At 67.0% G+C, this 22,069-nt stretch carries 16 protein-coding genes and 1 pseudogene; 5 read left to right on the forward strand and 12 right to left on the reverse strand.

The genetic code is table 11. The features are described 5' to 3' along the window. Positions 1–9 precede the first annotated feature (9 nt). From Poly30_RS18240 to Poly30_RS18250, 3 genes are all read right to left on the reverse strand, one after another. Complete coding sequence (locus Poly30_RS18240; RefSeq protein WP_145200405.1) at positions 10–1,305, reverse strand: phosphotransferase family protein; 1,296 nt, start codon at positions 1,303–1,305, stop codon at positions 10–12. A gap of 256 nt (positions 1,306–1,561) precedes the next feature. Continuing rightward, complete coding sequence (locus Poly30_RS18245) at positions 1,562–3,262, reverse strand: flagellin hook IN motif-containing protein (protein WP_145200408.1); 1,701 nt, start codon at positions 3,260–3,262, stop codon at positions 1,562–1,564. A gap of 195 nt (positions 3,263–3,457) precedes the next feature. Then, positions 3,458–6,130, reverse strand: coding sequence for a sigma-70 family RNA polymerase sigma factor (locus Poly30_RS18250; RefSeq protein WP_145200411.1), 2,673 nt, complete (start codon positions 6,128–6,130; stop codon positions 3,458–3,460). Positions 6,131–6,261: 131 nt separating this feature from the next. On the opposite strand from Poly30_RS18250, the gene Poly30_RS18255 reads away from it, so the two are divergent. Together Poly30_RS18255 and Poly30_RS18260 are read left to right on the forward strand one after the other, a co-directional pair. Then, the gene (locus Poly30_RS18255; protein WP_145200414.1) at positions 6,262–6,822 is read left to right on the forward strand and encodes an LURP-one-related family protein; all 561 of its coding nucleotides are present in this window, start codon (positions 6,262–6,264) and stop codon (positions 6,820–6,822) included. A gap of 37 nt (positions 6,823–6,859) precedes the next feature. After that, complete coding sequence (locus tag Poly30_RS18260; protein WP_145200417.1) at positions 6,860–7,132, forward strand: hypothetical protein; 273 nt, start codon at positions 6,860–6,862, stop codon at positions 7,130–7,132. Between the two features lie 101 nt (positions 7,133–7,233). On the opposite strand, the gene Poly30_RS28675 is transcribed toward Poly30_RS18260, so the two are convergent. The 4 genes and pseudogenes from Poly30_RS28675 to Poly30_RS18275 form a co-directional block, all read right to left on the reverse strand. After that, positions 7,234–7,770, reverse strand: a complete 537-nt coding sequence (locus tag Poly30_RS28675) for a hypothetical protein (protein ID WP_419191410.1) — start codon at positions 7,768–7,770, stop codon at positions 7,234–7,236. Between the two features lie 75 nt (positions 7,771–7,845). After that, positions 7,846–8,097, reverse strand: a pseudogene (locus Poly30_RS28680) (hypothetical protein); the annotation flags it as partial. Positions 8,098–8,106: 9 nt separating this feature from the next. Continuing rightward, on the reverse strand, positions 8,107–8,586 hold the full coding sequence (locus Poly30_RS18270; RefSeq protein ID WP_145200422.1) for a hypothetical protein: 480 nt from the start codon (positions 8,584–8,586) through the stop codon (positions 8,107–8,109). A gap of 469 nt (positions 8,587–9,055) precedes the next feature. Further along, positions 9,056–10,204 carry a hypothetical protein gene (locus Poly30_RS18275; RefSeq protein WP_145200425.1) on the reverse strand — a complete coding sequence of 383 codons (1,149 nt, stop codon included), beginning with the start codon at positions 10,202–10,204 and terminating at the stop codon, positions 9,056–9,058. Positions 10,205–10,807: 603 nt separating this feature from the next. On the opposite strand from Poly30_RS18275, the gene Poly30_RS18280 reads away from it, so the two are divergent. Both Poly30_RS18280 and Poly30_RS18285 read left to right on the forward strand, forming a co-directional pair. After that, on the forward strand, positions 10,808–11,425 hold the full coding sequence (locus Poly30_RS18280; RefSeq protein ID WP_145200428.1) for a transposase: 618 nt from the start codon (positions 10,808–10,810) through the stop codon (positions 11,423–11,425). 262 nt (positions 11,426–11,687) lie between these two features. Next, complete coding sequence (locus Poly30_RS18285) at positions 11,688–14,984, forward strand: sigma-70 family RNA polymerase sigma factor (RefSeq protein ID WP_145200431.1); 3,297 nt, start codon at positions 11,688–11,690, stop codon at positions 14,982–14,984. 65 nt (positions 14,985–15,049) lie between these two features. Here Poly30_RS18285 and Poly30_RS18290 read toward each other — a convergent pair whose 3' ends face one another. Next, complete coding sequence (locus Poly30_RS18290) at positions 15,050–17,401, reverse strand: PDZ domain-containing protein (RefSeq protein ID WP_145200434.1); 2,352 nt, start codon at positions 17,399–17,401, stop codon at positions 15,050–15,052. A 162-nt stretch (positions 17,402–17,563) separates the two neighbouring features. Between Poly30_RS18290 and Poly30_RS18295 the strand changes: the two genes are divergently transcribed. After that, a complete protein-coding gene (locus Poly30_RS18295) occupies positions 17,564–18,283 on the forward strand; it encodes a BON domain-containing protein (protein WP_419190354.1) in 720 nt (239 codons plus the stop codon). 60 nt (positions 18,284–18,343) lie between these two features. On the opposite strand, the gene Poly30_RS18300 is transcribed toward Poly30_RS18295, so the two are convergent. The 4 genes from Poly30_RS18300 to Poly30_RS18310 are packed head-to-tail and all read right to left on the reverse strand — an operon-like array spanning position 18,344 to position 22,053. After that, positions 18,344–19,063, reverse strand: a complete 720-nt coding sequence (locus tag Poly30_RS18300) for a polysaccharide deacetylase family protein (protein WP_145200440.1) — start codon at positions 19,061–19,063, stop codon at positions 18,344–18,346. A gap of 46 nt (positions 19,064–19,109) precedes the next feature. After that, positions 19,110–20,510: a UDP-N-acetylglucosamine--N-acetylmuramyl-(pentapeptide) pyrophosphoryl-undecaprenol N-acetylglucosamine transferase gene (locus Poly30_RS18305; protein ID WP_419190355.1), complete on the reverse strand. Its 1,401-nt coding sequence runs from the start codon at positions 20,508–20,510 to the stop codon at positions 19,110–19,112. An 11-nt stretch (positions 20,511–20,521) separates the two neighbouring features. Continuing rightward, complete coding sequence (locus tag Poly30_RS28685; RefSeq protein WP_419190356.1) at positions 20,522–20,857, reverse strand: hypothetical protein; 336 nt, start codon at positions 20,855–20,857, stop codon at positions 20,522–20,524. Further along, positions 20,854–22,053, reverse strand: coding sequence for a LysM peptidoglycan-binding domain-containing protein (locus tag Poly30_RS18310; protein WP_419190357.1), 1,200 nt, complete (start codon positions 22,051–22,053; stop codon positions 20,854–20,856). The genes Poly30_RS28685 and Poly30_RS18310 overlap by 4 nt, the downstream gene beginning before the upstream one ends. Positions 22,054–22,069 lie beyond the last annotated feature (16 nt).

Raw genomic sequence — 22,069 nt, forward strand, 5'->3', positions numbered from 1 at the left:
TCGAAGGCGTTAGTGCCCCGGGGTCCGCACGGACGTGACCATCGACACGAGCCTCGCCGCCCGCAGCAGCGCGTCGGCCTGGAGGTCGCGGATCGCGGACGCGGCGCGCTCCATCAGTTCGATGGCGATCAGCGCGCGCAGGCGCTCCCGTTCGACTTCCCCACCACCTGCTTCACGGTAGAGACCGACGAGTTCCTCGATCACCTCGTCGACCTCTCCCGCTCCGCCCTGGGCCAGCGCGTCGGCCGCCCAGCTCGCGATGTCTTCCTCGGGCGCACCCGGGCGCAGTCCGTCGACCCCGAGGAGCGCCGCTCCTTCCCCGCGCAGGAGCACGCGATCGGGATGCAGGTCGCCGTGGATCCAGCCGTTCGCCGGGACTTCCAGGGGACGCCAGAGCCAGTCCGGCACGCGCTGGATACCAGGGATGCCGTTGAGGAGGTCCATGGGTGCGAGTCGACGCTTCGTTCCCGCGTGGGAACCGCTGGCGATCGGCGCCCCATGGAGGCTCGCCGCAGAGACCATGGCATGATCCATGACCGAGTAGTCGTGGCTGTCGGCCGAGGTCCCGGCCATCCACTCCTCCAGGATCCAGCCGTTGATGGGATCGTGCCCCACCAGTCGCGGGATCGGCAGTGGCTGCCCCGCGAGCTGGCTGCGCCAGATCGCTGACTGCGCGGCGCACTCACCGGGCAGGATCCGAAGACCGAATTCGCGGCCGTAGCTCTCGCCAGGGTCTCCGTCGAGGCCGATCCGAACGCGGTAGATGGCACGCCTGGAGTGCTCATAGCGCTTGAGCGAGACCATGGTCCCATGGGGCCTCACGGTCCACGGCGAGACGGCGCCGAGACCCTCGATCCAGGCGGCGGTTCGCTCGGTGTCGAGGACGCGAACGGCGCCCCGCAGCTCGGGATCCGCGGGGAAGACCCAGAGGCTGGCCATCCGCTCGGGCAGGAGCGCATACGGGCGCAAGGGGGCGCAGGCCGCGCTCACTTTCTCCGCGTAGCGCCCGCCGACGACGCGGTTCTCCGCGCGGTCACCGAGGTGAGCCTTGTAGGTCACGAAGTGCTCCAGCCCGTGGATGTCGCGGACGGCGTAGGTGGCCGCGCTGGCCACGCTCGGGCGGTAGCGAGCGTGAACGATGCGCGCCTCGGTGGTGCAGGTCTCGGGGCTCGAGTTCCCCTCGCAGATGCACAGTCGATCGTTCACGAGATCCACGAGTTCCGCCTCGGACGGAGGCGCCAGGCGCGGGTCGCCGAGTTCGGCGGGGAGGTAGAGGTCCCTGACGCTGGGGGTGAGGCCGATCATGCCGCAGCTCCCGACCGTGACCGTGGAGCTGAAAAGTGTGAATACCGCATCGTCGAAGAATGAGTCGCCGGGTCGCACGCGGTGCCCATGGGTGCGACGCTGACTCCACCATCGCAACCGCCATGCCATGGGACCCGGCTCCGTCCCGCGGGCCCCCAGGCACCCTCAGGCGTTCCGAAGATCCATCCTGGCCACGTGGGCCGTCCAGGATCTGAGCGAGATGTCCACAACCTGGACACGTGCCCATCGACCCCGGTCAGCCGGTCACGTCGAGCCGGAGCCCCAGCGCCCCACCGGGGTCCAGCTTCTTCACCAGCGACTCCGCCGCGCCCTTCACGGCCTCTTCCAGGAACTCCACGAGCCCTTTCTTTCCCTCCTCGGACCCGAACAGCAGGTCGCTCAACTCCCCGTCCTTGGCCCTCAGCGCCTTCGCCAGCGCCGCCGAGTCCAGCTCCATGGCGCGGGTCTTGGTGTCGTCGAACGCGGAGAGATTCAGCCCGAGCCCGGAGACGAGCGTCCCGCTCCCGGAAAGCCTCTGATGCCTCGAAAACGCGCTCCCCACCGAGGTGGAGAGCCTGGAGCGGACCTCCCGCACGTTCGTGGCCGACACCCCATCCCGCGGCCCGCGCAAAAGAGCGTTGTAGGCATCATGCACCTCCAGCAATGCTCTGCGAACGCCCGCTCGATTCGAGATCGTCGTCGTCTGCCTGCCGCGCGTGCCCGCGTAGCGCTGGAGGTCGATGCCGAGGGCGCCGAGGAGCCCGGTGTCATCCCCCGAGAGGTCGAACGCCCGGCGCCCGCGACCAGCGAGCGTGACGGCTCTGGCGTCGTCGACCATCGCGTTAACCTCGCCTGAAGCGCTGATCCTCGCGAGCACGTTGGGAAGGGTGTCGTTCGCGATGTCCACGCTGATGGTCTGCCCGTTCACCTGGAAGGAGCCCGACGTCACGCCTGACAGCGAGGCCAGGCTGCCGATGACATCGTCGGCGGACTCTGCGGAGGCCGCGTCCTCACCTGCCGTGGCCACCGCGCCCCGGAGCTTGACGGCGTCGAGGAAGCCGCTAATGTCGGAGCCGAAGAGGATCGTCGGCGCGGCTCCGACCGTGTTCTGGGAGAGCGTCACGCGCTCGGTCGTCGCGTCGAATTGAGCCGTGACGCCCGCGCTCGACGCGTTGATCGAGTCGAGCACGTCGAGCAGACTCTCGCTGGCGGCCACGTCGATGCTGACGCCGTTCAGCACGAAGGTGCCTGCCGAGACGCTGCGACCCGGATCGAATTCGGGCGCCGCGTCTCCCGTTCCATCGAAGGCCGCGCTGGCCCGGACGCTCGTTCCCACCGACGCGGACACGTCGAGCGCGAACGTGTCGCCCAGCGTGAGCGCGCCGCTCCCGAGCGTGAACTCCAGGCCACTGGCAAGCGTCTGCGTGCCGCCGCCCGAGCCGAAGGTGAGCGTCTCGATCAAGTCGCCGGAACCGTCCGTCACCTCGATCTCGGCGCTCGTCAGGCCGAGCAGTGGAACGCCCGTCACTTCGAAGTTCAGCGTCGTGTCGCCGTGGCGTCCGTCGTAGACACCCTCGATGCCCAGCCCGGCGGCGGATCCACCGGTCCAGTCGGGCGCATGGGTCGAGTAGGACGTAGCCACCGTGTTGACTTCCTCCACGGAGCGCATGGTCGCCGCGGACGCGGGCACCTCGGTGTCATCGAGAACGAGCTGCCCTGTGGCCATGCCAGCGCGTGCACCGACCGTTCGAGAGGAGACGCGATCGAGCCGACCGAGCTTGCGCACGGCCTCGCCGAGCACGTCGACGTCGCCTGCGAGTTCGCTCAGGGCCGAGAGGGTGAGCGTCTCACCGGCCGCCGCCGCCCCACCGCGCGCGCCCGCCGAACCGATGTTCAGCGTCGATCCGAACGGCCGTGCAAACGGCGTCCATGCTCCAGCGGTCCCCCCTACCCTCACGCGTCCGCCCCCTCAGGCGTGCTCTCGATCCCCCCAAACCTCCGCAGCACCCCTCGCGCCGCGACAGGACCCATCGACCGCTCCACTCCGGCGATCCGAGCGGATCCTGGCGCGTGACTCCGGGTGCGACGGGTGCGTCCTGCAACGATTCAGTAGCGCCACGGGGCGAGACACCGATCCCGCGCCCGACCGGGGTCAGTCTGGCTCGGGGCCGATCGCGTCGATGGTCAGGGTGTTCATTCCGGGAACGATGACCACGTCGACGCCTTCCCCACGCTGGGGCGTGCTCCCGTTCATTCTCGCGACGATGAAGTAGCGCCCGGGAACGAGCGGCCCCATGGCGAACTCACCGGAAGCGCTGGCGCGGGTGTTCTCGACACGTCCGTGGTCGTCCCGATAGAGCTGCACTTGCCCACGGTAGGGTCGGCCGTCGGACGGCCAGCGGCAGGTGCCTCGAAGGGCAGCCGCTCCCGTCGCGTAGGGATCCTCGAAGTCGAGGGTGAGAACCGGCTCCCCACCGGCCGGCGGCATCGTGGCTGGCTGGGACGCCAGCACCTGTCCGAACTGATCGTGCAGTTCGATCAGGAGGGCGACGCCAGGACGGAGCCCATCGATCCAGAGGTCGCGGTTCGGGAGTCCCTGGAAGTACGCAGATCCAGGCCCCGTGGGCGTTTCGTCATCGTCCGAACGAAAGCCGCGGAACGTCGTGCCGCAGAGTCGCCGGCACAAGCGCCAGAAGGACTCCTGCTCCTCTTCGATTTCGCCGCAGCCCGCGAAGGCGGTCGGAGCCATTCGGAGTACGAGACGGACAGACCTGTCCGGATCGAAGCCGATGCGGTGCTCGAGGGGAAAGCGCACGCGAAGCCGCGGCGCCGCCTCCAGCTCGATCGTCTGCGGCGCGTCGGCGCTGGTCGCCGATGGGTCCACCTCGGCCACGCGGGCCTGGTAGCCGCGTGCCATGACACGCACCGAGGACCCGTCCGAGGCATGGAGGCTCGCGGTGCCGTCGGAGCGCGTCTCCGCCACCTCCGTGGCGCTTGCGAGGACGGCGAGCAACGGCTTCACCCCTTCCGAACTCCGCCCGACAACCCGAAAGCGCTTCATGCTCCCTCGCGGAACCTCGATCAAGGGAAGGCTGCGTGAGCCTTCGGATCCTGAGAGGCGGCCGAAAAGTTCGGTCTGTTCCAGATGCAGCTCCCATCGAGACCAGGCGACCTCCTCTCCCGACCGATAGTGAGCCGCGACCCGGAGCGGCAGCGAGAACTCTCCATTCGCATCCGTCGCCACTGACAGCTGGGCGAGCCACTCCCCTTCCTCGTCACAGGGAAAGAAGTCGAAGCGCTCGGTGACAGGCTCCTGGTCGTCACTCCAGACGATCTTGCCCTCGACGCTATCGACGCGGGTCGCCATCAGTTGCAGCCCGGAAGTCTCTCGGGCAAACCAGACGGTGTGCGGCCCATGGCGCAGCACGCCTTCGGCATCGACGAGTGGAATGTCGTACGGCACCTGGAGGAAGTAGTCCCCCGAGCTGGCGAGGGTCGTGAAGATGAAGGCGCCACCCCGATCCGTCTTGATCCTCGTGCGCGGCCATTCGAGACCATGCTCGATCAGCGCGGCCTTCAGGCGCTCGTCGTTGGACGCGGACAAGGGCGGGTGGTTGGAACCTCGATCGCGAAACAACGTGATCTCGGAGCCCGGCACCACACCATCGATGAGGAGCTGTCCCTGGATCTCGCGCTGGCGGCGAAGCTCGACGTTGATGTCGTCGGAGTCCGACCAGGCGATCGCGTGATCGCCGTTCTCGAAGCCGTCGGCCCCTGCGTAGATCCAGCCGCGCGCGTCCGTGGGGAGCAGCGCGACTCCCGCGTCATCGATCTCCATCACGTGGGGCGTGGAGTCCTCGTCCGCCCAGATCGCGCGGGCGCCCAGCACCGGCGCGCCGGCTTCGTCGACGAAGAAGACCCGGGATCGTGGGGCCACGTCCAGCGGCGACTCCGAGGCGAGCGTGGCGTCCGCTGGCGGCGACTCGACCGCAGTCCGGGGATCCGCGTCGGGATTCGATGCGGGAGGCGCCAGGAGCAGGACGCCGGGCGCTTCCGCGTCTCTTGCCGCAAGGGTCACGGGCTCTGGCAGGGTGCTGGCGGACGGATCCCTCGGGTCCACGAGCAGAAGCCAGCTGGCGCCGACGGCGAGGAAGCCGAGGGCCAGCGCCGCGAGCTTCCACGCGCCGCCGCTCCCCGCGCTTCGCAGCGCCGTCGAGTCCGCATCCGCCCGCCCAGTCGCTGATGCGGACTCTGATACTGGCGCTCGCCCAGGCGCGGATCCCGAGCCAAGGATCACGCAAAGCCCGAGGCTCCAGCCACCGGATCCGCGCTCCGACTCCACGAGCCTCGCGCGCAGCCGGCCCATCGCGCGGGAGAGCCTCTTGCGCACGGTCGGCACCGGCAGATCGAGCGCCAGGGCGATCTCGCGCGGCGGCCTCTGGTCCAGGTAGCGCTGGACGATCAGGTCCGCGTCCGCGCCACCCAGCGCGTGGATCTCGGCCAGGAGATCGCGATGGAGAGCCAGCTGACGGGCGGAGCGATCCGGGCCCTCGACCCTCTCCGCCTGACTGGCGTTCTCTTCGGCGAGCGAACTCGCGGCCCGCTGCTCGCGCCCGCGCCGGGCCTTTCTTCGTGCGACCGTCCACAGCCAGCCGCGAAGCCGCGCTCCCTCCAGGGACGCCCCCTCCGCCATGGGCGGCCGACGCAGCGCCTCCAGGGCCACGTCCTGGGTCAAGTCGCTCGCCGCCGCGTCATCGCCCACGAGTCCGGCCGCGACGCGTCGCAGCCAGGCCAGTTCCGTCAGTAGCTCTCCCTCTGTTTCCATCGTGGCCGTTGAGTGCCGCGCCGCTCGATTTCGTGACGCGAAAAAGACCCGAGGGTTCGCGTGTCATCGAGAATACAGTGTCACCTCCCCGCGTAGGCCTCGGCTCGCCTCCCCCCGATCCCCACCTCACCATGCCCCACGCCTTCGAAGTCGACTCCTACACGATCCGCCGCAAGTTCTTCACGGTGCTGGGCGCGAGCTTCCACATCTACGACGACCAGGAGCAGCTCATCGGCTTCTGCAAGCAGAAGGCCTTCAAGCTCCGCGAGGACATCCGGGTCTTCGAGGACGAGGCCCAGGCGCGCCCGCTGCTGACGATCAAGGCACGCCAGGCGATCGACTTCTCGGCCTCCTACGACATCGTCGATGCGACGACGAACACCAAGGTCGGCGCCGCGCGCCGCAAAGGATTCACCTCCATCCTGCGCGACTCGTGGGAGATCCTCGACGCCGACGATCGGCTGATCGACAAGCTCCAGGAAGACAGCACCACCCTCGCTCTCGTCAGGCGTTTCCTCAGCAACCTCGTCCCCCAGAAGTTCCACCTCGGCTCGGGCGTGATCTTCCGTCAGCGCTTCAATCCGGTGATCTTCAAGATGGACGTTTCCATCGAGAACGCCGAAGTCGACCGTCGCCTCATCCTGGGAGTGGCCGCGCTGGTGGCCGCCATCGAAGGACGCCAGAGCAACTGAACGGGACCCGGCCCCCAGCCAGAACCCGGCCCATCGAATGGACTCGATCTTCACCACCTGCGAGCACTGCGCCGAACGCTTCGAAGCGCCGACGCGCAGCGCGGGCGGCCTCACGAACTGCCCGCGCTGCGGCCAGGCGACCGAGGTCTCCGGCGGCAGCGACCCCCTCTGGACCGCGCTGGTCGGCCTGGCGCTCGCCGTGACGGTGGTCGCCGTGACGATCGCCTACCAGGCGGGCGGAGGCCCGGCCGCCGCCATGACCTTCGGCGTCTGCGCTCTGATCGCAACGATCCAGCGCCTCGCGGCGTGAGTCTTCGACGTTGCGCTCACAGATCGATCACGACGTCAAGGCCTCGGTCGCGATCCCACGGGGGTCTGCTCCCCACCCGAAGAGGTCCCGACCGCGTCTCCTCAGCGGAACGTCAGCTCGATGGCACTGGAGAAATTCGAAACCGGCGTGGGATGAAGGTCGCGATACCACAGCTGGAAGTGCCAGGTCGAGCCCGCCAGGACCGCCGGTTCCACGAGACCATCCCCGCTCTCGAACGACTCGGAGAAGCGGCCGACCCCATCCGAGAACCCAAAGGCTGAACCGAGGCGGAAGACCGCTCCGCCAAGGCAAAGCTCTCCCTGCGAGAAGATTGTCGACCCCGACATCGTCCCCATGAGTGGGAGCACCGCCGCCTGCCGTGGAAGCTCTTGGCCCTCGATGGTCCAGGCCTGATAGCTGGCAAAGGGTCGCCCCAGCACTTCCATTCGAGCGCCCGCTGGAGTGACGGAACTGGGCCGGCCAGGGCACGTGGGCTGGCCAATCGGCAGCTCGAAGACGGTAACGCTGCCCTCCCGAATGGAAGGGTCGGCCCGGTAGTCCCCTGGGGAGTAGACGAGAGCGATCCCGTCGTCCAGCTCGACGTTTTCCCCCACGTAGGGACCCGAACCTGTGGTCATCCCCTTCGCACGATCGGTTCGCAACACGGCTTCGGGATGCCAGTATCCGTCCTGACCGAGTACAAATGTGTAGGCGGCACCGACGATCCCGCCGAGGTCGTTCCGCGTCACTGGGGCGCCCACGAGAATGCGCCCGCCAGCGACGCTCACCGAAATCCCGAAGTCGTCGGCTCCAGAAGGCGCAGAGGCCAGTCCATCGGAGGCCTGGAGCGTCTGATGATGCTCCCAGAGGGAAGTAATTGGGCTGCGGCGGAATACCTCGACCCGTCCCTTGAGCCCCCACAACTGATCAGGAAGATGCCCGGCGACGGCCCAGTCCCCGTCCACCGTGAGGCTTTAGGGAAAGCGCGACGTGATCGTAAAGGGGGGCGGTTCGATCTGCTGCTTGAACTCCCAGACAGCCGCCGGGCTCTTTTCCCAGACCATGGCGCGACGTCCGCCGCCGAACGCACCCATCATCATGGTGTCCCCATCGAGCGTCACCCGGTCTCTGAGCCGCGTCACACTTAGCCCGGGAATGGCCACGAGCTCTGGAGGAGAGGTCACGCGAGCTGTTTCAACGAACCGCTGACCATCATGATCGAACACACGAATGATGCCAGTGTATGGTGCGCCCAGGCCGGGATTGCCGGCCTCAACGAGCACCAGGCGGTCTCCATCCAGGTCGCCAAAGCTGCCGAAACCAAGCGAAGAATTCGTCGCGTAGGTCGAAAGCAGGGTTTGATCCAGCACCCACCCCTGCGAGGTCCTCTCGTAGATATAAGCTCGACCGAAGTAGATAGGGAGGCCATTGTCGGTCGCAAGACCATCTGTCATTACGAGGCGATCACCCTCCGCTCTCATGATGCTTGCAAACCCTAGCTCGTGGCGCGGCTCCGGGTGATATAAGACGTCGCTAACCGCATACCCCGCGCCTGACCTTCCGAGTACATACAGAGCTCCATCTGACAAGCCTCCAAGTGAATTCACGGCTCCAGCGGGGTCAGGTTCATTGGCTCGAACAATCAGGGCGTCATCGGACCAGGCCATCCCACTTCCGAAAGCGAGATAGTCCCTCGGAACGGTGCCAAAAATAACTTCATTCTGGGAACTCTCCAAGAAAGAACCCTGTAACGCAAAAAGGAGAATAGTATAGATCATAGCTCAGAACAAAAGCAAAGGCACTTCGGCATACTCACGCACGGTATTATTGGTCAGCGAAACTTGGAATGCGGCGCGGCACTTCTAGAGTGCACGCCGCGCTTCCAAATGACTGGGGGCCAGCGATCATGGCTCGACGCTGGACTTACTGACGCTCAAAAGCGCCCATATCCGTGATTGCACCGCCCAGCGTGTTGCCACCATCGATGCCAGTACTCACGCCGGGCGTATCGATCTCACGCGTCGACTCCCCAAGGTCCAAGGGGACGAATTCCGAGGAATCAGAGTTCCCATCGAGGTCAGCGAGATCGAAGGCGAGGTGGGCATCATTTGCCGCATCGAGGCATGGTGACGTAGCCGACAACGTAAAGTCGCGCGTCGGGCCGTTCGTGAAGTCCGGATCCACTTGGATGCATGTGGCCGAGTCGAACCAGGAGGGCGGACTGGCTCCGGCATAAAGTGCCAGCTGAACACAGGAGCTACTCGCATCGACCAACGAGTTGTTGCTGGTCTCTACAGCATTCGGGTTCTGCAGCGGTGTAGATCCTGGAGAATAGAAAGTTCCCGAGTTGCGGTAGACGATGCTGCTCAGTAGCTCAAGCGGCCCGTTGCCGACGCTGCCCTCCACCCGTAGACCTGCACCACCTGCGGAGCCAAGGGTCGTGCCGACGATGTTGTAAGCCACCGTGCAATGGGCGAGCTCTGTGTTCCCAGGGTTCGAAACAAACAGACCGCCTCCGCTCTGCGCGATGTTGTCCGTCCAAAGACAACTCTGGAACCTGATGGGTCCGGCGTTGGGCTGCGTCTGGTGGAGTCCCCCTCCCTGAATGGAACGATTGCCATCGAACACGGAGTTGAAGGTGAAGAGGCTCGGCCCGCATTGATCGAGGGACATGCCCCCTCCCTGCCCCGTGTAGACACCTGCCGAGACCTCCTCGAAGCAAGTGTTGCCTCGGCAGACGACCCGAGAAAGCGTCGAGTTCGCGACTCGACTCAGGAAGATAGCGCCGCCCCGAGCATCCGCGTGGTTACCCTCGAGCGTCAAGTTGGAAAGTCGGATGCTGTTGTGTCCGCCGGTTCCCGCCACAGTGGTCAGCCCCCCGCCGACTGCGTCGCCAGCTGTATCGTCGGCATTGCCACTGACGATTCGGAAGCCATCGAGGATGGTGAAGTCCCCACTTTCAAGGGTCACCACATGGAAGGCATCGTCGCTTCGGTCCATGGGGGTCATGCCGATGTCGCCAGAGAGAACGGTCGAATCGAACAGATTCGATGGACGGTCAGCGAGGGTCACTTCTGTCCCAGCAAAGCCACCGAGAAGAGCGACACCCGCAGGGATCGAGAAAGACTCTTTGCGACCATTCAAAGTGCTGGGAACGTAGTGGGTCTGGTTCGGATACGCCTTGACCCAGACTTCTCCAGCTGTTGTGGTGAGCGTTCTCGAGAGCGCTTCTGGGATCGACTTCAGTGGGACGCTCCAATCGTCACCTTGAAAGGCATCGTTGCCAGCAACGATGTCGACGTACAGCCGGGTCTGGGATGACGCGATGCCCGTGAGAGCTAGACCAAGAAATGCGACCCTAGCGAGGTGGCGAGGTGGCGAGGTGGCGAGGTGGCGAGGTGGCGAAGAATTTGCATGGCAGATTCAGGTAATCGAGCGTGACCACCGGACGTAGTGTCGTACCGCGTTCTTGAAGCGATGGCCTGGCAGGCTCGAGCGATAGATGAACAGTACCTGAAGTAGGAGAAAGCAACACGCCATTTTGAAATCTTTCTCGGGTGGTCACGGACAATCGCTCAGGTACGAAATCCCCTCGGCGGTACCGAACCCGACCCAGATCCGCCACGTTTCGAAACCGCCGCCGCTGGCAAACGTCGCCCTCACAGAGGAACGACCATGCCAAGACGAAGACGAATCGACTTCCCCGGAGCCTTCCATCACGTCACCAATCGAGGGATCGCCAAGCGAGTTCTGATGGAGGATCGGGAGGATGCCCGCTACCTGTCCTCTTGCATCGCGCGGGAGACCCGGCGCGGCAAGATGGCCATCCACTGCTTCTCCCTGCTCCCAACGCACTTCCATCTACTGACTCAAACCGTGGAGGCGAGCCTCTCGGAGTCCATGCAACGGATCGAGGGCAGGTACGGACGCTACTTCAATCGGAAGTACCGGCGAGATGGGCCGCTCTTCCGAGGGCGCTTCTTCTCGAAGCGAGTGGATACGCTCACCTACCGGAGGACGCTTCTTCGGTACATCGACAGGAATCCGGTTCAGGCGGGGCTGGTGAAGAATCCCTGGGATCATCCCTTCGGGAGCGCGGTCAGCTACGTCCACGGGCCCGAGCCGCCGTGGTTGACGACTTCGTGGGTGAAGGGAGAGGTGACCGACGCGAACGAGCTCGAGGGCATCTACGAGTCACGGGTCTGTAGCGGCAGCGCGTACATCGATCGCTTCGGACGGCGTAGCTCCGACTTTCTCTCCGGGATGGTGGAGGCCCGAATGAACGAGGCGTAGGCGGTACCGAACCCGACCCAAAGCCGCCACGTTTCCAATCGAAGGGGTCCCCTTTGAATGGAAACGTGGCGGCTTTGGGTCGGGTTCGGTACCGCCAAGAAACGGAATCGGGCTCGCGTTCCAGGAGTCGGATCCGGTACGGCGGGACCGAAAAAGGGCGACAAATTCATCACGCAGGACGAAAGGTCCGGGATTCGCCGACCGGGATGGGAACTGGCGGTGTCCTCTTCTTCGACGGGGCCGCGGTGGCTCCCGTAGAGCCATGCCGGACCCCATCGAACTTGACCGCCTCACAGCGCATCATGAGCGCATTCGCCGCCTGGCGCGGGCCCTCGTGCGCTCCGAACAGGAGGCCGAAGACCTCGTGCAGGACGCCTGGGTGCGCGCCCTCGAGCGCGGACCGCGCGATTCTGGCGCCCTGGGCGCCTGGCTGGCGACCGTGGTCCGAAGACTCGCGGGCAATGGTCGGCGCAGCGATCGCCGGCGACTCTTTCGGGAACAGGAGTCGGCGAGGCCCGAGGCCGTGCCCTCGTCCGCTGACATTGCCGCCCGCGTGGACGTCGAGACCCGACTCGCCGCCGCGCTGGAGTCCCTGCCGGAGCCGCACCGCACGCTTCTTCGCGATCGCTACCTCGGCGGCCTGGACGCCCCCGCGATCGCCGAGCGCGACGGACGGACGCCGGACTCCGTGCACTCGAGCCTCAAGCGAGCGCGGGCTGCCCTGCGCCAGCACCTCGAAAGGAAAGGCTTCGGCGAGGACGTGCACTGGACTGCCGCACTGGCTCCTTTCATCGTGCCGACGTCTGGTGGAGGTGCTGACCTGACCACGCTCACCGATCCATCGATTCACGCGGCCGCCAAAACCACCTCGCTCCTCGTGGGCACCCTCGCGATGAAGAAAGCCCTCGCCGTTCTTTTGGTTGTCACGCTGGGCGCCGTCACGTGGTGGGGCGCCGCGGACTTTTCTGCCGTGAAGGCCGAACCAGCGGAGGATCGGACAGTGGGCGTCGCCACCTTCGAGGTAGCACTGAGCGCAGCGGAGAACGACCTCACGGGAGACGAAGCCGAGGCACTCGCCGCTCCGCCGGAAGCCTTCGCTCGCTCAGCAGGGCTGACGACCTCCCCCGCAACGGGCTGGCAGGTCCAGGGTCAATTCCGCACGGCCGATGGAGGCGGGCTCCCGGGGGTCCCGTTCCAGGTCTCGATGTACGCGGGCATGCAACCCGGGGGATCGCCGCTTCAGCGCTTCGATCTGGTGTCCGACCCGAACGGTCGCTTCGTTCTCGACGCCGAAGACCCTGGCCAGTCGGTCTGCTTTACCGTGGACGTCGAAGACGAACCGCGCGCTTTCTTCGCGACCCAGGACGTCTACCGAGCGCCCCTCGGGGGGGCGCCCCCGCTGATCGAGATCGTCGCCTTCGAAAGAGATGCCACCGTTACCGGCATCGTGCTGGACACGAACGACCGACCTGTGGCCGGCGCCCATGTCGATGGCAAAGGCGGGAGGACCACGACGGAAGGGGACGGATCGTTCGAGTTGGACATCTCTTCGCAGTCGTTTGGCAGACTGCGCGCGTGGGCGGATGGGCACGGCCTGGCCGAGGCCTTCATCGAAGACATGGCGGCCGGTGATGCCCTGGAGGTCGTGCTCCGCCTGCCGCCGGAGTTCATCGTCTCCGGCACGGTCCGCGACCAGCAAGGCGCGCCGATCGCGGGTGCAGAGATCACGATTTCTGGAGAAGCGCGGGACACCACGCGGACGGACGCGGCGGGCCGCTACCGCGTGGCTTCGCTGGCCTTTCCGCCGGGGGGAGCCCTGCGCGTGAGCGCCAGGCACGACGTTCATGCTTCGGAGTCGCGCCAGATGAATGTCCCGCCCGATACAGCGGAGGTCGACGTCGACTTCGAACTCACGCGCGGCATCGAGATCCAGGGCGTGGTCCTCGCACCGGACGGCACCCCCGTCGCGGGCGCCGAGGTGTGGACCGGATTCGATCCCCATGCGTGGGATCGGGTGATCGTGTACTCGGACGATGCGGGCAAGTTTCGTCTCGACGGCGCGACGGAAGCGAGAACCCACGTCGGCGCAAGCGCCCGCGACTGGCCCACCATCGATCGGTTGATGGAGCTTTCCGCCGGGTGCCATGTCACGCTCCAGTTCGAGCGGTCGAGGGCGCTCCGCGGCATCGTTCAGGATCCCTCAGGAGCCCCCCTCAGCGGGATTGGCGTGAGCGCCAAACGGGACGGCAGCTACTTCGACAGCGACGCCAGTACCGACGCGCAGGGACGATTCGAACTGACGGGCTTCGGCAGCGAGGGGCGGTTCGGGGTCGACGTCTTCGGCTCCGGTTGGATCCGGTCCGAGGTCGACGTGCCCCAGAGCGCGCTCGACCGAGAGGCAAGCAACTTCGTCGTCACGCTTTCTGAAGCGGGCGTTCTCTCAGGAAACGCCACCGACGCGGCGACCGGGCAGCCCCTCACTGGCTTCACGGTCCGCATCGGATGGCCCGAGTGGCTTGACGGGATCCCTGACGGGGCACAGCCGATCCAGGGCGTCGACGCCTCCTGGTACCAGCACGGAAAGGTCTTCAACGACGAGGACGGTCACTGGTCCACGACCCCTTTCGACGAGTTCCCTCCCGGTCACTGGGCGATGGTCGAGGTCTCGGCGCCGGGCTACGCGCCGCTGCGTGTCGATGCGGTGGAGATCGCCCCTGTGGACGAGCCTAGCGATCAGATGTATGCGCTGTTGCGCCCCGTCACGGCGCGGGTTTCGGTGACCTCCGGCGACGAGCCCCTGGGTGATGCGCGCGTGCTCGGCTCCACGGCAAAGGAGCCACGTCCGGCTGACGCGACCTGGCGGGCGACCACGGGCGCTGCTGGTGTGGCTCTTCTCGAAGAGCTTCCTCCCGGCCTTCTCTTCTTGCGCGTCGAGAGCGAAGGACGAGCGGACTGGAACGCGGGCCCGTTCGAGATCTCAGCGGCAGGATCGACGATCTCGGTCGAGCTGCCGCCAGGCTACCCCCTCGGCGTGACTTTGCGGAACGCAGAGGGCGAGCCTCTCCCGGGCGAGCGCATCATGCTGACCGGCATGAACGCCGGAGGTTCCACGAAGACGCGCACGTTTGCGACCACGGACGCCAGTGGACGAGCACGCTTTCCATTGGTCACGCCGGGAATCTGGCGTATCGCGCGCGCGGTCGGTGGAGGCGAGTTTCCCCTGCCGGACCTGCCGCTCGATGTGACGGTGCACGGGAACCAAGGCGAGATGTCCGTCGTCCTGCAACCCGAGGGAATCGCCCACGTGACAGTGACCTTCGAAGGGCCCGAGCCGCCCCCGAACGAAGCCACCCTCTACTTGAACATCGAAGGCGGACGAGGCCGCGCGGCCCTTCTGCGCGAGGGCAGAGCCGAATTCGCTGGCGTGATGCCGGGCGCCTACCGAATCAGTGGATTCTTCTGGGACGCGGCGGCGGGCAAGGCAATGCGCCTGGGCGGGGCGTTCGAAGTCGAAAGCGGCGTGGAGGACGTCGAGGTTCAAGCAACGCTGGATGAATAGCCTGGCGGGGCGTAGCTGGCCGTAGTTGGCACCTCGGCGGTACCGCCGAGAAACGTAGCGGCAGATCAGCGGCCTTCCAGGGCGCGCGCCGTCATGTACGCGCCGAACGCGCCCCAGGGGTTCGCCGACGGGGCCAGCTTCTCCAGCTCGATCTGGATCTCCCTTCCGCCGCGCAGGACCTGGATCGTCGATGGGCCCTCGGAGAGTTCGACCCAGAAGCGGTTCAGGAATCCGTTGCCGTCGACCTGGTGCTCGTTGACCGCTAGGATCACATCGCCCTTGCGAAGCCCCGCCCGGTCCGCGACCTTCCCGTCGGTCACCTGCGTGACCTCGAAGCCGTTGACCACGTCCGCCACGAAGAGCACTTCCCCGCACGGAACCGTGATCTCCATCTGGGCCTGGGTCTCGCCCCAGACGTTGACCATGTAGCGGCCCGGCGCGAGCCCCTCGAACTGAACGCGATGATCCTCGTCCAGTTCGTCGTTCCCGAAGTAGGAGGGGTTTCGATCCTCGGCGCCGAGGCGATGGAGCTGAAAGTGCGCTCCCACCTCCATGTCAGGTGCATGGATCACCAGCTCCGTCAGTTCGGGCGCGTGGATGCTGAAACGGTTCTCGCCCACCTTCACGGTGACGGAGAGAGTCGCGATCGCGGGCGTCACGTTCCACTCGTTCGTTCGCTTGGAAAGCTCCACCTCGTAGTTCCCGGGCTGAACCATGCCCACCTGGGCCGTGCCGTCGCTCTCGGTCTTCACGGCCTTGCTGCGGCGCTGCCACCACCGGTTCGGGTCGTCGTCCTCCTTCAAAGCAGGAACGAGCCCGACGTAGAGCTGCCCGGAAAGGCTCCCCGTCACCTCGACGGTGACCTCGCCCGGCTGCGCGAACACGAATTCGATGGGTCCGCCGCCTGGGTCGACCTCCTGCGTCAACTGCCCCATCACGGCGCTCTTCGCCGTGAGAGACAGCATCTCGAGCTCCTCCAGCTTCAGGTCACTTCCACCCAGCTCGGCTTGATCGATCCAGTACACGCCCGGGGACTTCGGGCTGGCGTCCGCGTCGCCGCTGGAGCTTCCGCCCTGCTTCCGATCAGCCCGGTACTCGAAGTCGATGCTCGTCACTGGACTCCCGTCCGCCGCGGTGCAGCGAACGACCAGGAAGCGCGTGGGGTCCACGTCGCCCAGCGTGATGGACGTCTCGTTCAGCCCGGCCCCCACCTCGACGTTCTCGGTCGCCTCGGGCGCCGACTTGCCCCGACCTGCCGTGACCTCGTAGAGCCCGGGCTCCAGCCCGGTCAGAATGAACGGTCCACTGCGGTAGCGCTTCAGCTTCTTCGCCTCGTCGCCATCGACGTCGAGGCGGCGGACGCTGACCCAGGGATCGATGCGCGGCAGAATCGACGACTCGTCGATGACCTGAACGCGCAGCTGCGTCTCCTGGGAAAGCTGAAGGGTATGCGGACCCGCGCCGTCCACGCCGAGGTCCAGCGTGGCCAAGGGAGAGCGGAACTCGGCCGCGACCTCGCGCCAGTCCACCTTGGCGGGCTCGCCCGAGAGAACACGGCAGCGAATCCTCGTCGACGTGAAACGGATGGTCGGCTCGGCAGGCGTCCACGTGCCCACCGCGCGCTCGCGATCGTCGCTATCCGTGGCCATCACGATCGCCTCGGCGGGCTGTGTACCGTCCGGCAGCCGCACGTCGAACTCGAACGCTCCGACGCGCTTGGAAATCAGCTGCATCACGCTCCCTGTCTCCGCAGGAACGGACTCGAACACATGCCCCTCGAGAAAGCCCTGAATCGGGTGCGTCCCCTCCTCCAGTCCATCGAGCGTGAAAGCTCCGGCCTCATCCGTGACGGCGAGGCGCGTCTTCTTGCGACTCTTCACCCGGTTCTCCGCGTAGTCACCGAGCTCTTCCTCCAGCGCCTTGATGCCGGGAAACCCACGGCCGACGTTCTCGGTCGTCCCGGCCGTCAGTTTCGCATTGTAGTACGACTGAGTCCCGTAGCTGACCACGGTCACGCCCGCCAGCGGCACTCCGAGTTCGTCCACGACCGTCCCCGTGATGACGGCCGTGCCCTCCGGCTCGTCCTCCGGCTCGGCCGCGGCCACGCGACCGAGGCCAGACGCCGCGGCTCGGCTCGCGCGCGATGCCTCGGCTGCCGTGAGCCCACTCTCGTCATCGCCCTGGCTCGGCCGTGGCGCGAGGACAGGCAGCGCACCGACGCTCCCCATGTCCACTTCCGAGTTCCCTGGAACCACGGCAGAGGAAGAGTCGGAGTCGGGCCCGAGAAGCACCCCGGGCGCGCTTTCACTGCGCTCGGACGCACTCGCCGTCCCTCCGAGGCCGAGCAAATAGCCACCGCCCGCTCCGAGAAGCAGGCCGAGAACGAGCATGACGATCGCGAGCGAAGAATGACGCATGGTGATCCGAGGATACGGCGCCAGGCGAAATCGGGGCAAGGCGATCCTCAATCGGACTCCATGGAGGCTTTAGGGCCATGGGCAACATCTCCTTTCTGGCGCCCATTCGAAGGGCGCACCGATCGAAATCCCTTTCCGCGCACTCCCTTTCCACAAACCACCATGCCTTACAGAGACCGCCCCATCGACCCCCAGGACTACCAGCAAGAGCGACTTCGAAACGCCCGCGCCCGTCGTCGACTCGAGGATCGCTCGCAAGTGTCAGGGCTCGATGCGCGCGAGGGCCGCGACCACTTCGAAGCGCGAGGCCGCGCGGACGAGTTGGCGGAGAGCTTCCGTTGGGCCGAGGATCCCGAGCGCACCGACTACTCCAACCGTCAGAGCTTCCGCAACTCTTGGCCCTCGCACTACGAGAACACGGGCAACCCCGACCAGGACCTCTACCGCGGCCGCTACGAGAACGACCGCGACGACTATGGCGCGGGACGTGATAGCTACAGCCAGCGCATGCGCCGCGCAGCCCAGGAGTTCGACCTCGACCTCGGGCTCGACGACGCGATCGAAGTGAGCCACTCGCGCCCGTCGGCCCCCCACGGCGGCAAGGGCCCGAAGAACTTCCGGCGTAGCCCCGAACGCATCCAGGAAGACGCGTGCGAGCGCCTCGAAGACCACGGGCACATCGACGCGAGCGAGATCGAGGTCGAGTTCCAGGACGGCGTGCTCACGCTCAAGGGCGAGGTCGACAGCCGCAAGACCAAGGTCCGGGCCGAGCAATGCGTCGAGAGCGTGCGCGGCGTCAAGGACGTGATGAATCACCTGTCCGTAAACGAGGGCTTCTTCTCGAAGCTCAAGCACATGATCACGGGCGACGACAAAGAGTAGCGCTTCCCACCTGATTTCCGCCGACCGGGTGAAGTTCGACCAGTGGCGGCCCCGCCAAGGTCACGGTGAAGCGTCGTCGCGCGCCTCGAACAGGTCCCGGAAGCGCACCACCCGCAGGCCTTTCTCGCGCGCTCCTTCCAGTAGCGCACGCGTCGTCTCCAGCACGAATTCGTTGCGGGGCGCGCTGCGGTCGAGATCATGCAGGAGCGCGACGCCTCCGCCTTCATCGAGCAGGTCCAGCGCGGGGGAGCGGGCCGGTAGCTCGGCGAAGGAATCGCCGGAATCGTGGGTCCACCAGGCGAGCCGGGTCCCGCGATGCCTGGAGTAGAGCCACGTCGGAAAGACCAGCTTGCCGAAGGGTGGGCGGAACGAGATCGGATCGCTCGCGCCGCACGTCACCGCGGCGGCGCAGCCGCGGGCGAAGTCGTCGCGCAGCGGGCCCGGCCAGTTCTTCCACGCGTGCAGATGGTGATAGCCGTGGCAGCCAACCTCGTGTCCCTGGCGCACGAGCTTCGTCGCGACGTCGCGATGCAGCGGAACACGCTCCCCCGAAACGAAGAACGTCGCGGGTGCGTCGAACTCGCGGAGGAGGTCCAAGAGCGCCGTCGTGACGGCGGGGCCTGGACCATCGTCGTAGGTCAGCACGAGTACGCGCTGCGAACGGCAGCGCGCTCCCAGCTGTCGAATCGACAGCGGCTTCCAGGCAGCTGGCGACAGGTAGCTGGCGGCGGCCGACAGCGCGAGGCCGGCGGCGCCGAGGGTCGTGGTGACGGGATCCATGGGCCTTGGGGGTAAGCGACCCGCCGTGAAGCCAGCCGCGTGAAGACTAATGGGCCTTGACGAGGCTGAGCGCGCTGAGCTCGCCCCAGATGCGGCTCGCGGCGTTCAATGGAACCGCCGCGCGCAGATGACGCCGCATGCGCTCCCGCTCGTCCCTGCCGCCCGCGCCGAGGAAGCGCACGAGTTCCTCGCAGCGGCCATGGTCGAGGTCCTGCTCTTCCACGATGCGCACGCCGCCGTCGAGCTGGCGCGCGTTGCGCTCCTGGTGACCGTCCGCGTGGTGCGGATACGGCACGACCCACGCCGGCGTACCGACCGCGCCGATCTCCGCGAGCGTCGACGCTCCGCCGCGGCACAGGACACCGTCGGCGGCGACGAGCGCGTGCCAGACGTCATCGAGGTACTCGATCGCCGCGTAGCCGGCGAGGTTCGTGGCGCCCTCCGAGCGTCGGCCGGGCCCGACCTGATGCAGCACCTGCACGCCGGAGCCGAGCAAGAACGAGACGTTGGTCCGCACGAACGCGTTGAGCCCGAGCGCGCCCTGGCTTCCACCGAGCACCACGAGAAGCGGCCGATCCGGATCGAAGCCGAGTTCGTCCTTGGCATCGCGCTGGCACGCCTCGAGGTCGGCGGGCGCGATGAAGTGCGGCGCCACCGGCGGACCGACGAGCTGATGCTTGGAGCCCTCGCGGCCCGGCGGCAGCGTTTCGCGCCAGGCGTGGAGCACGCGCTGGCAAATCGGACCGAGAGTTCGCGTCGCCTTGCCGGCCGTCGCGTTGATCTCCAGCAGCACCACGGGAATCCCGAGGGACCGCGCCGCCAGCGTCGCCGGCGCGGTGGTGAACCCGCCGAGGCCGAGGAGTACCTGGGACCGATGACGGATCATCGCACGACGCGCCTTCAGAAACGCGGGGATCATCCGCCGGCTGAGGCGGCGCAGGCTGGGCGCACCGCCGCCCTTCGGCTCGATCTCCAGGATGATGCGCTCCAGTCGCGGCGCAGCCGGATGAGCGTCGAGTTCGGCCAGGCAGCGGTCCTCGGCGCGTCGACCGCTGTGGAACCAGAGGAGGTCCTCCAGTTCGACTCCGGGAGAGCCCGCGACGCCGAGGCCCGCGTCGGCGAGACTGAAGCGCAGGTGGTCGAGCAGATGCAGTCCGGGGACGACGTGGCCGCCGGTGCCGCCGCCGGCGATCGCGAGCCGCAGTCGGTCCGGAAAGACGCTCGAGCGCTCCGAAGGTACCCCTACAGGTCGCTCGATGTCCGTGAAGCGCCCGGGCTGGCCGGGTCGCACGGGCCTCGGAAGGCTGATCGTCCGATCGTCGACGCGCTCGCCCACGAGGGGACCGCTCGCGAAGGAGCTTACGCTCCCTTCGTCCACGCGACGATCGTCCGCGCGACCCGATCCGGTCGCGTCACCTGCCTGGCTGTCCTGGAATTCCCCCTCCATGAACCTGCGCCCTACTCGACCGAGGCGAGCCCACGGTCCGCGCTCGAAGCCTGAACCTTGGACCTCGTATCCAGCGTGCTGATCGCGACCGTCCGGCTCGCGCTGCGCCACATGGATCGCAGAACGGGCCGCGTGGGACGGGCCGCGGGCTCGGTCGCGCTCGCGGTCAAACGATCCCCGGGAGCCACAGCCGCCCCGTGGAGTTCGTCCACGGGCGCCGATTCGACGGTCCCATGAACCGCCCCATCGCAGCTGGAGATCCAGCAGCAGGTCCAGCATGGACGAACGTGCAGCCCCACGGCTGCGGCGACGCTCACGAAGAGGCCGAGGCGAAACTTTCGAGTCATCGGACGACGAACTCACTGTTGGAGCGTGCGGACCTGGAAGTGGACGCAGGAGCCGACGCGCGCTCGGCTGCGGCGACCGTCGAAGTGCCGGGCGACGTGTCCAGAGCGGGCGCGCCGGAGCCTCTGCGGCTGGCGGACGAAGGAGCTGGGCTGGTGGCGCCGCCGGGGATGGACTCGGCGCGCGGGAGGTAGATGACCTGCCCGGCGAGAACGCGATCCGGGTTGAGGCCTGGGTTGAGCGCCTTGACGAGCGAGATCGATCGCTTGTAGGTCCCCAGTTCCCGCACGAGAGCGGTGCTCAGCGACTCCCCCGAGCGGATCGTGTATGGACGACCGGCGCCAGCGGGCGCAGCTGCTGCGCTGCTCGCCCCGCCACTGGAACTTGCAATGGCCGCGACGGCGGAGCCCGAAGAGGCACTCGCCCCGTTGACGGCGGTCCCAGGGAGGATCAGCACCATGCCGGCCTGGATCATGTTGGGGTCGGACAGGCCGTTCAAGGACGCGATCGTCGACGCCTGGCCGCTGTCACCGAGTTCGCGCTGGGCGATGCGCTGAAGGGCGTCGCCCGGCTGGACCGTGTACGTGCGCGGCCTGGCGCCTGCGGTGGGCGCGGGGGTCCTCACTTCGGCCACGAGTGCCTGCTCCCTCGGCTGCTCCGGGCGGGGCTCCTCGCGCGGACGCTCCGACTCACTTCCCTGACCGCGACGCGGGGATCGAGCGCTCATGGAAACGGCCCCCTCGGCAGCCTCACGGGCGCCGCCACGGCTCGGGCGAGCGAAGCCCTTCAGTTCGTCGGGAGTCTGTGCCCGGGCGCCCTCGTAGTCATCGCGGTCGACCCGCGGCGCGCTCAGGTCGAGCGGCGCGCTGCGGTGATCGCTACCGTTCGAGAGGGTGGTCACGCGGGAAACACCGCTCTCGACCTCGTCGACGCCGCCCATCGGCATCTCACCGGCAGCGCCGGGGCGCTGGCGGCTCGCTCCGCGGGCGGTTTCCTGGGCCAGGCGGATCCGTTCGGCCTTCTGGGCTGCCGCGGCTGCTTCGCGGGCCGCAGCCTCCTCGTCCACGCGCTCGATCTCGGCTCGCTCGGCCGCGAGCAAGGCGTCATCGCTCGAGCCATCGTCCCATAGCGCACCGACCGCAAGTATGACGACGAGAAACAGGACGGCGACCAGGCCGATGCGTTCGTAGGGCTGCATGGATCGAAAGGAGAGC

Origin of the sequence: Saltatorellus ferox (assembly GCA_007751475.1) — a bacterium.
Lineage (GTDB): Bacteria > Planctomycetota > UBA1135 > UBA1135.

Bases quoted from the DNA above. Each gene is read 5' to 3' on its own strand.
- Poly30_RS18290 (WP_145200434.1), bottom strand. From the start codon at position 17,401: ATGCGTCATTCTTCGCTCGCGATCGTCATGCTCGTTCTCGGCCTGCTT.
- Poly30_RS18285 (WP_145200431.1), top strand. From the start codon at position 11,688: ATGCCGGACCCCATCGAACTTGACCGCCTCACAGCGCATCATGAGCGC.
- Poly30_RS18280 (WP_145200428.1), top strand. From the start codon at position 10,808: ATGCCAAGACGAAGACGAATCGACTTCCCCGGAGCCTTCCATCACGTC.
- Poly30_RS18300 (WP_145200440.1), bottom strand. From the start codon at position 19,063: ATGGATCCCGTCACCACGACCCTCGGCGCCGCCGGCCTCGCGCTGTCG.
- Poly30_RS18260 (WP_145200417.1), top strand. From the start codon at position 6,860: ATGGACTCGATCTTCACCACCTGCGAGCACTGCGCCGAACGCTTCGAA.
- Poly30_RS28675 (WP_419191410.1), bottom strand. From the start codon at position 7,770: ATGACCACAGGTTCGGGTCCCTACGTGGGGGAAAACGTCGAGCTGGAC.
- Poly30_RS18305 (WP_419190355.1), bottom strand. From the start codon at position 20,510: ATGGAGGGGGAATTCCAGGACAGCCAGGCAGGTGACGCGACCGGATCG.
- Poly30_RS18310 (WP_419190357.1), bottom strand. From the start codon at position 22,053: ATGCAGCCCTACGAACGCATCGGCCTGGTCGCCGTCCTGTTTCTCGTC.
- Poly30_RS28685 (WP_419190356.1), bottom strand. From the start codon at position 20,857: ATGACTCGAAAGTTTCGCCTCGGCCTCTTCGTGAGCGTCGCCGCAGCC.
- Poly30_RS18255 (WP_145200414.1), top strand. From the start codon at position 6,262: ATGCCCCACGCCTTCGAAGTCGACTCCTACACGATCCGCCGCAAGTTC.
- Poly30_RS18270 (WP_145200422.1), bottom strand. From the start codon at position 8,586: ATGACAGATGGTCTTGCGACCGACAATGGCCTCCCTATCTACTTCGGT.
- Poly30_RS18240 (WP_145200405.1), bottom strand. From the start codon at position 1,305: ATGATCGGCCTCACCCCCAGCGTCAGGGACCTCTACCTCCCCGCCGAA.
- Poly30_RS18295 (WP_419190354.1), top strand. From the start codon at position 17,564: ATGCCTTACAGAGACCGCCCCATCGACCCCCAGGACTACCAGCAAGAG.
- Poly30_RS18250 (WP_145200411.1), bottom strand. From the start codon at position 6,130: ATGGAAACAGAGGGAGAGCTACTGACGGAACTGGCCTGGCTGCGACGC.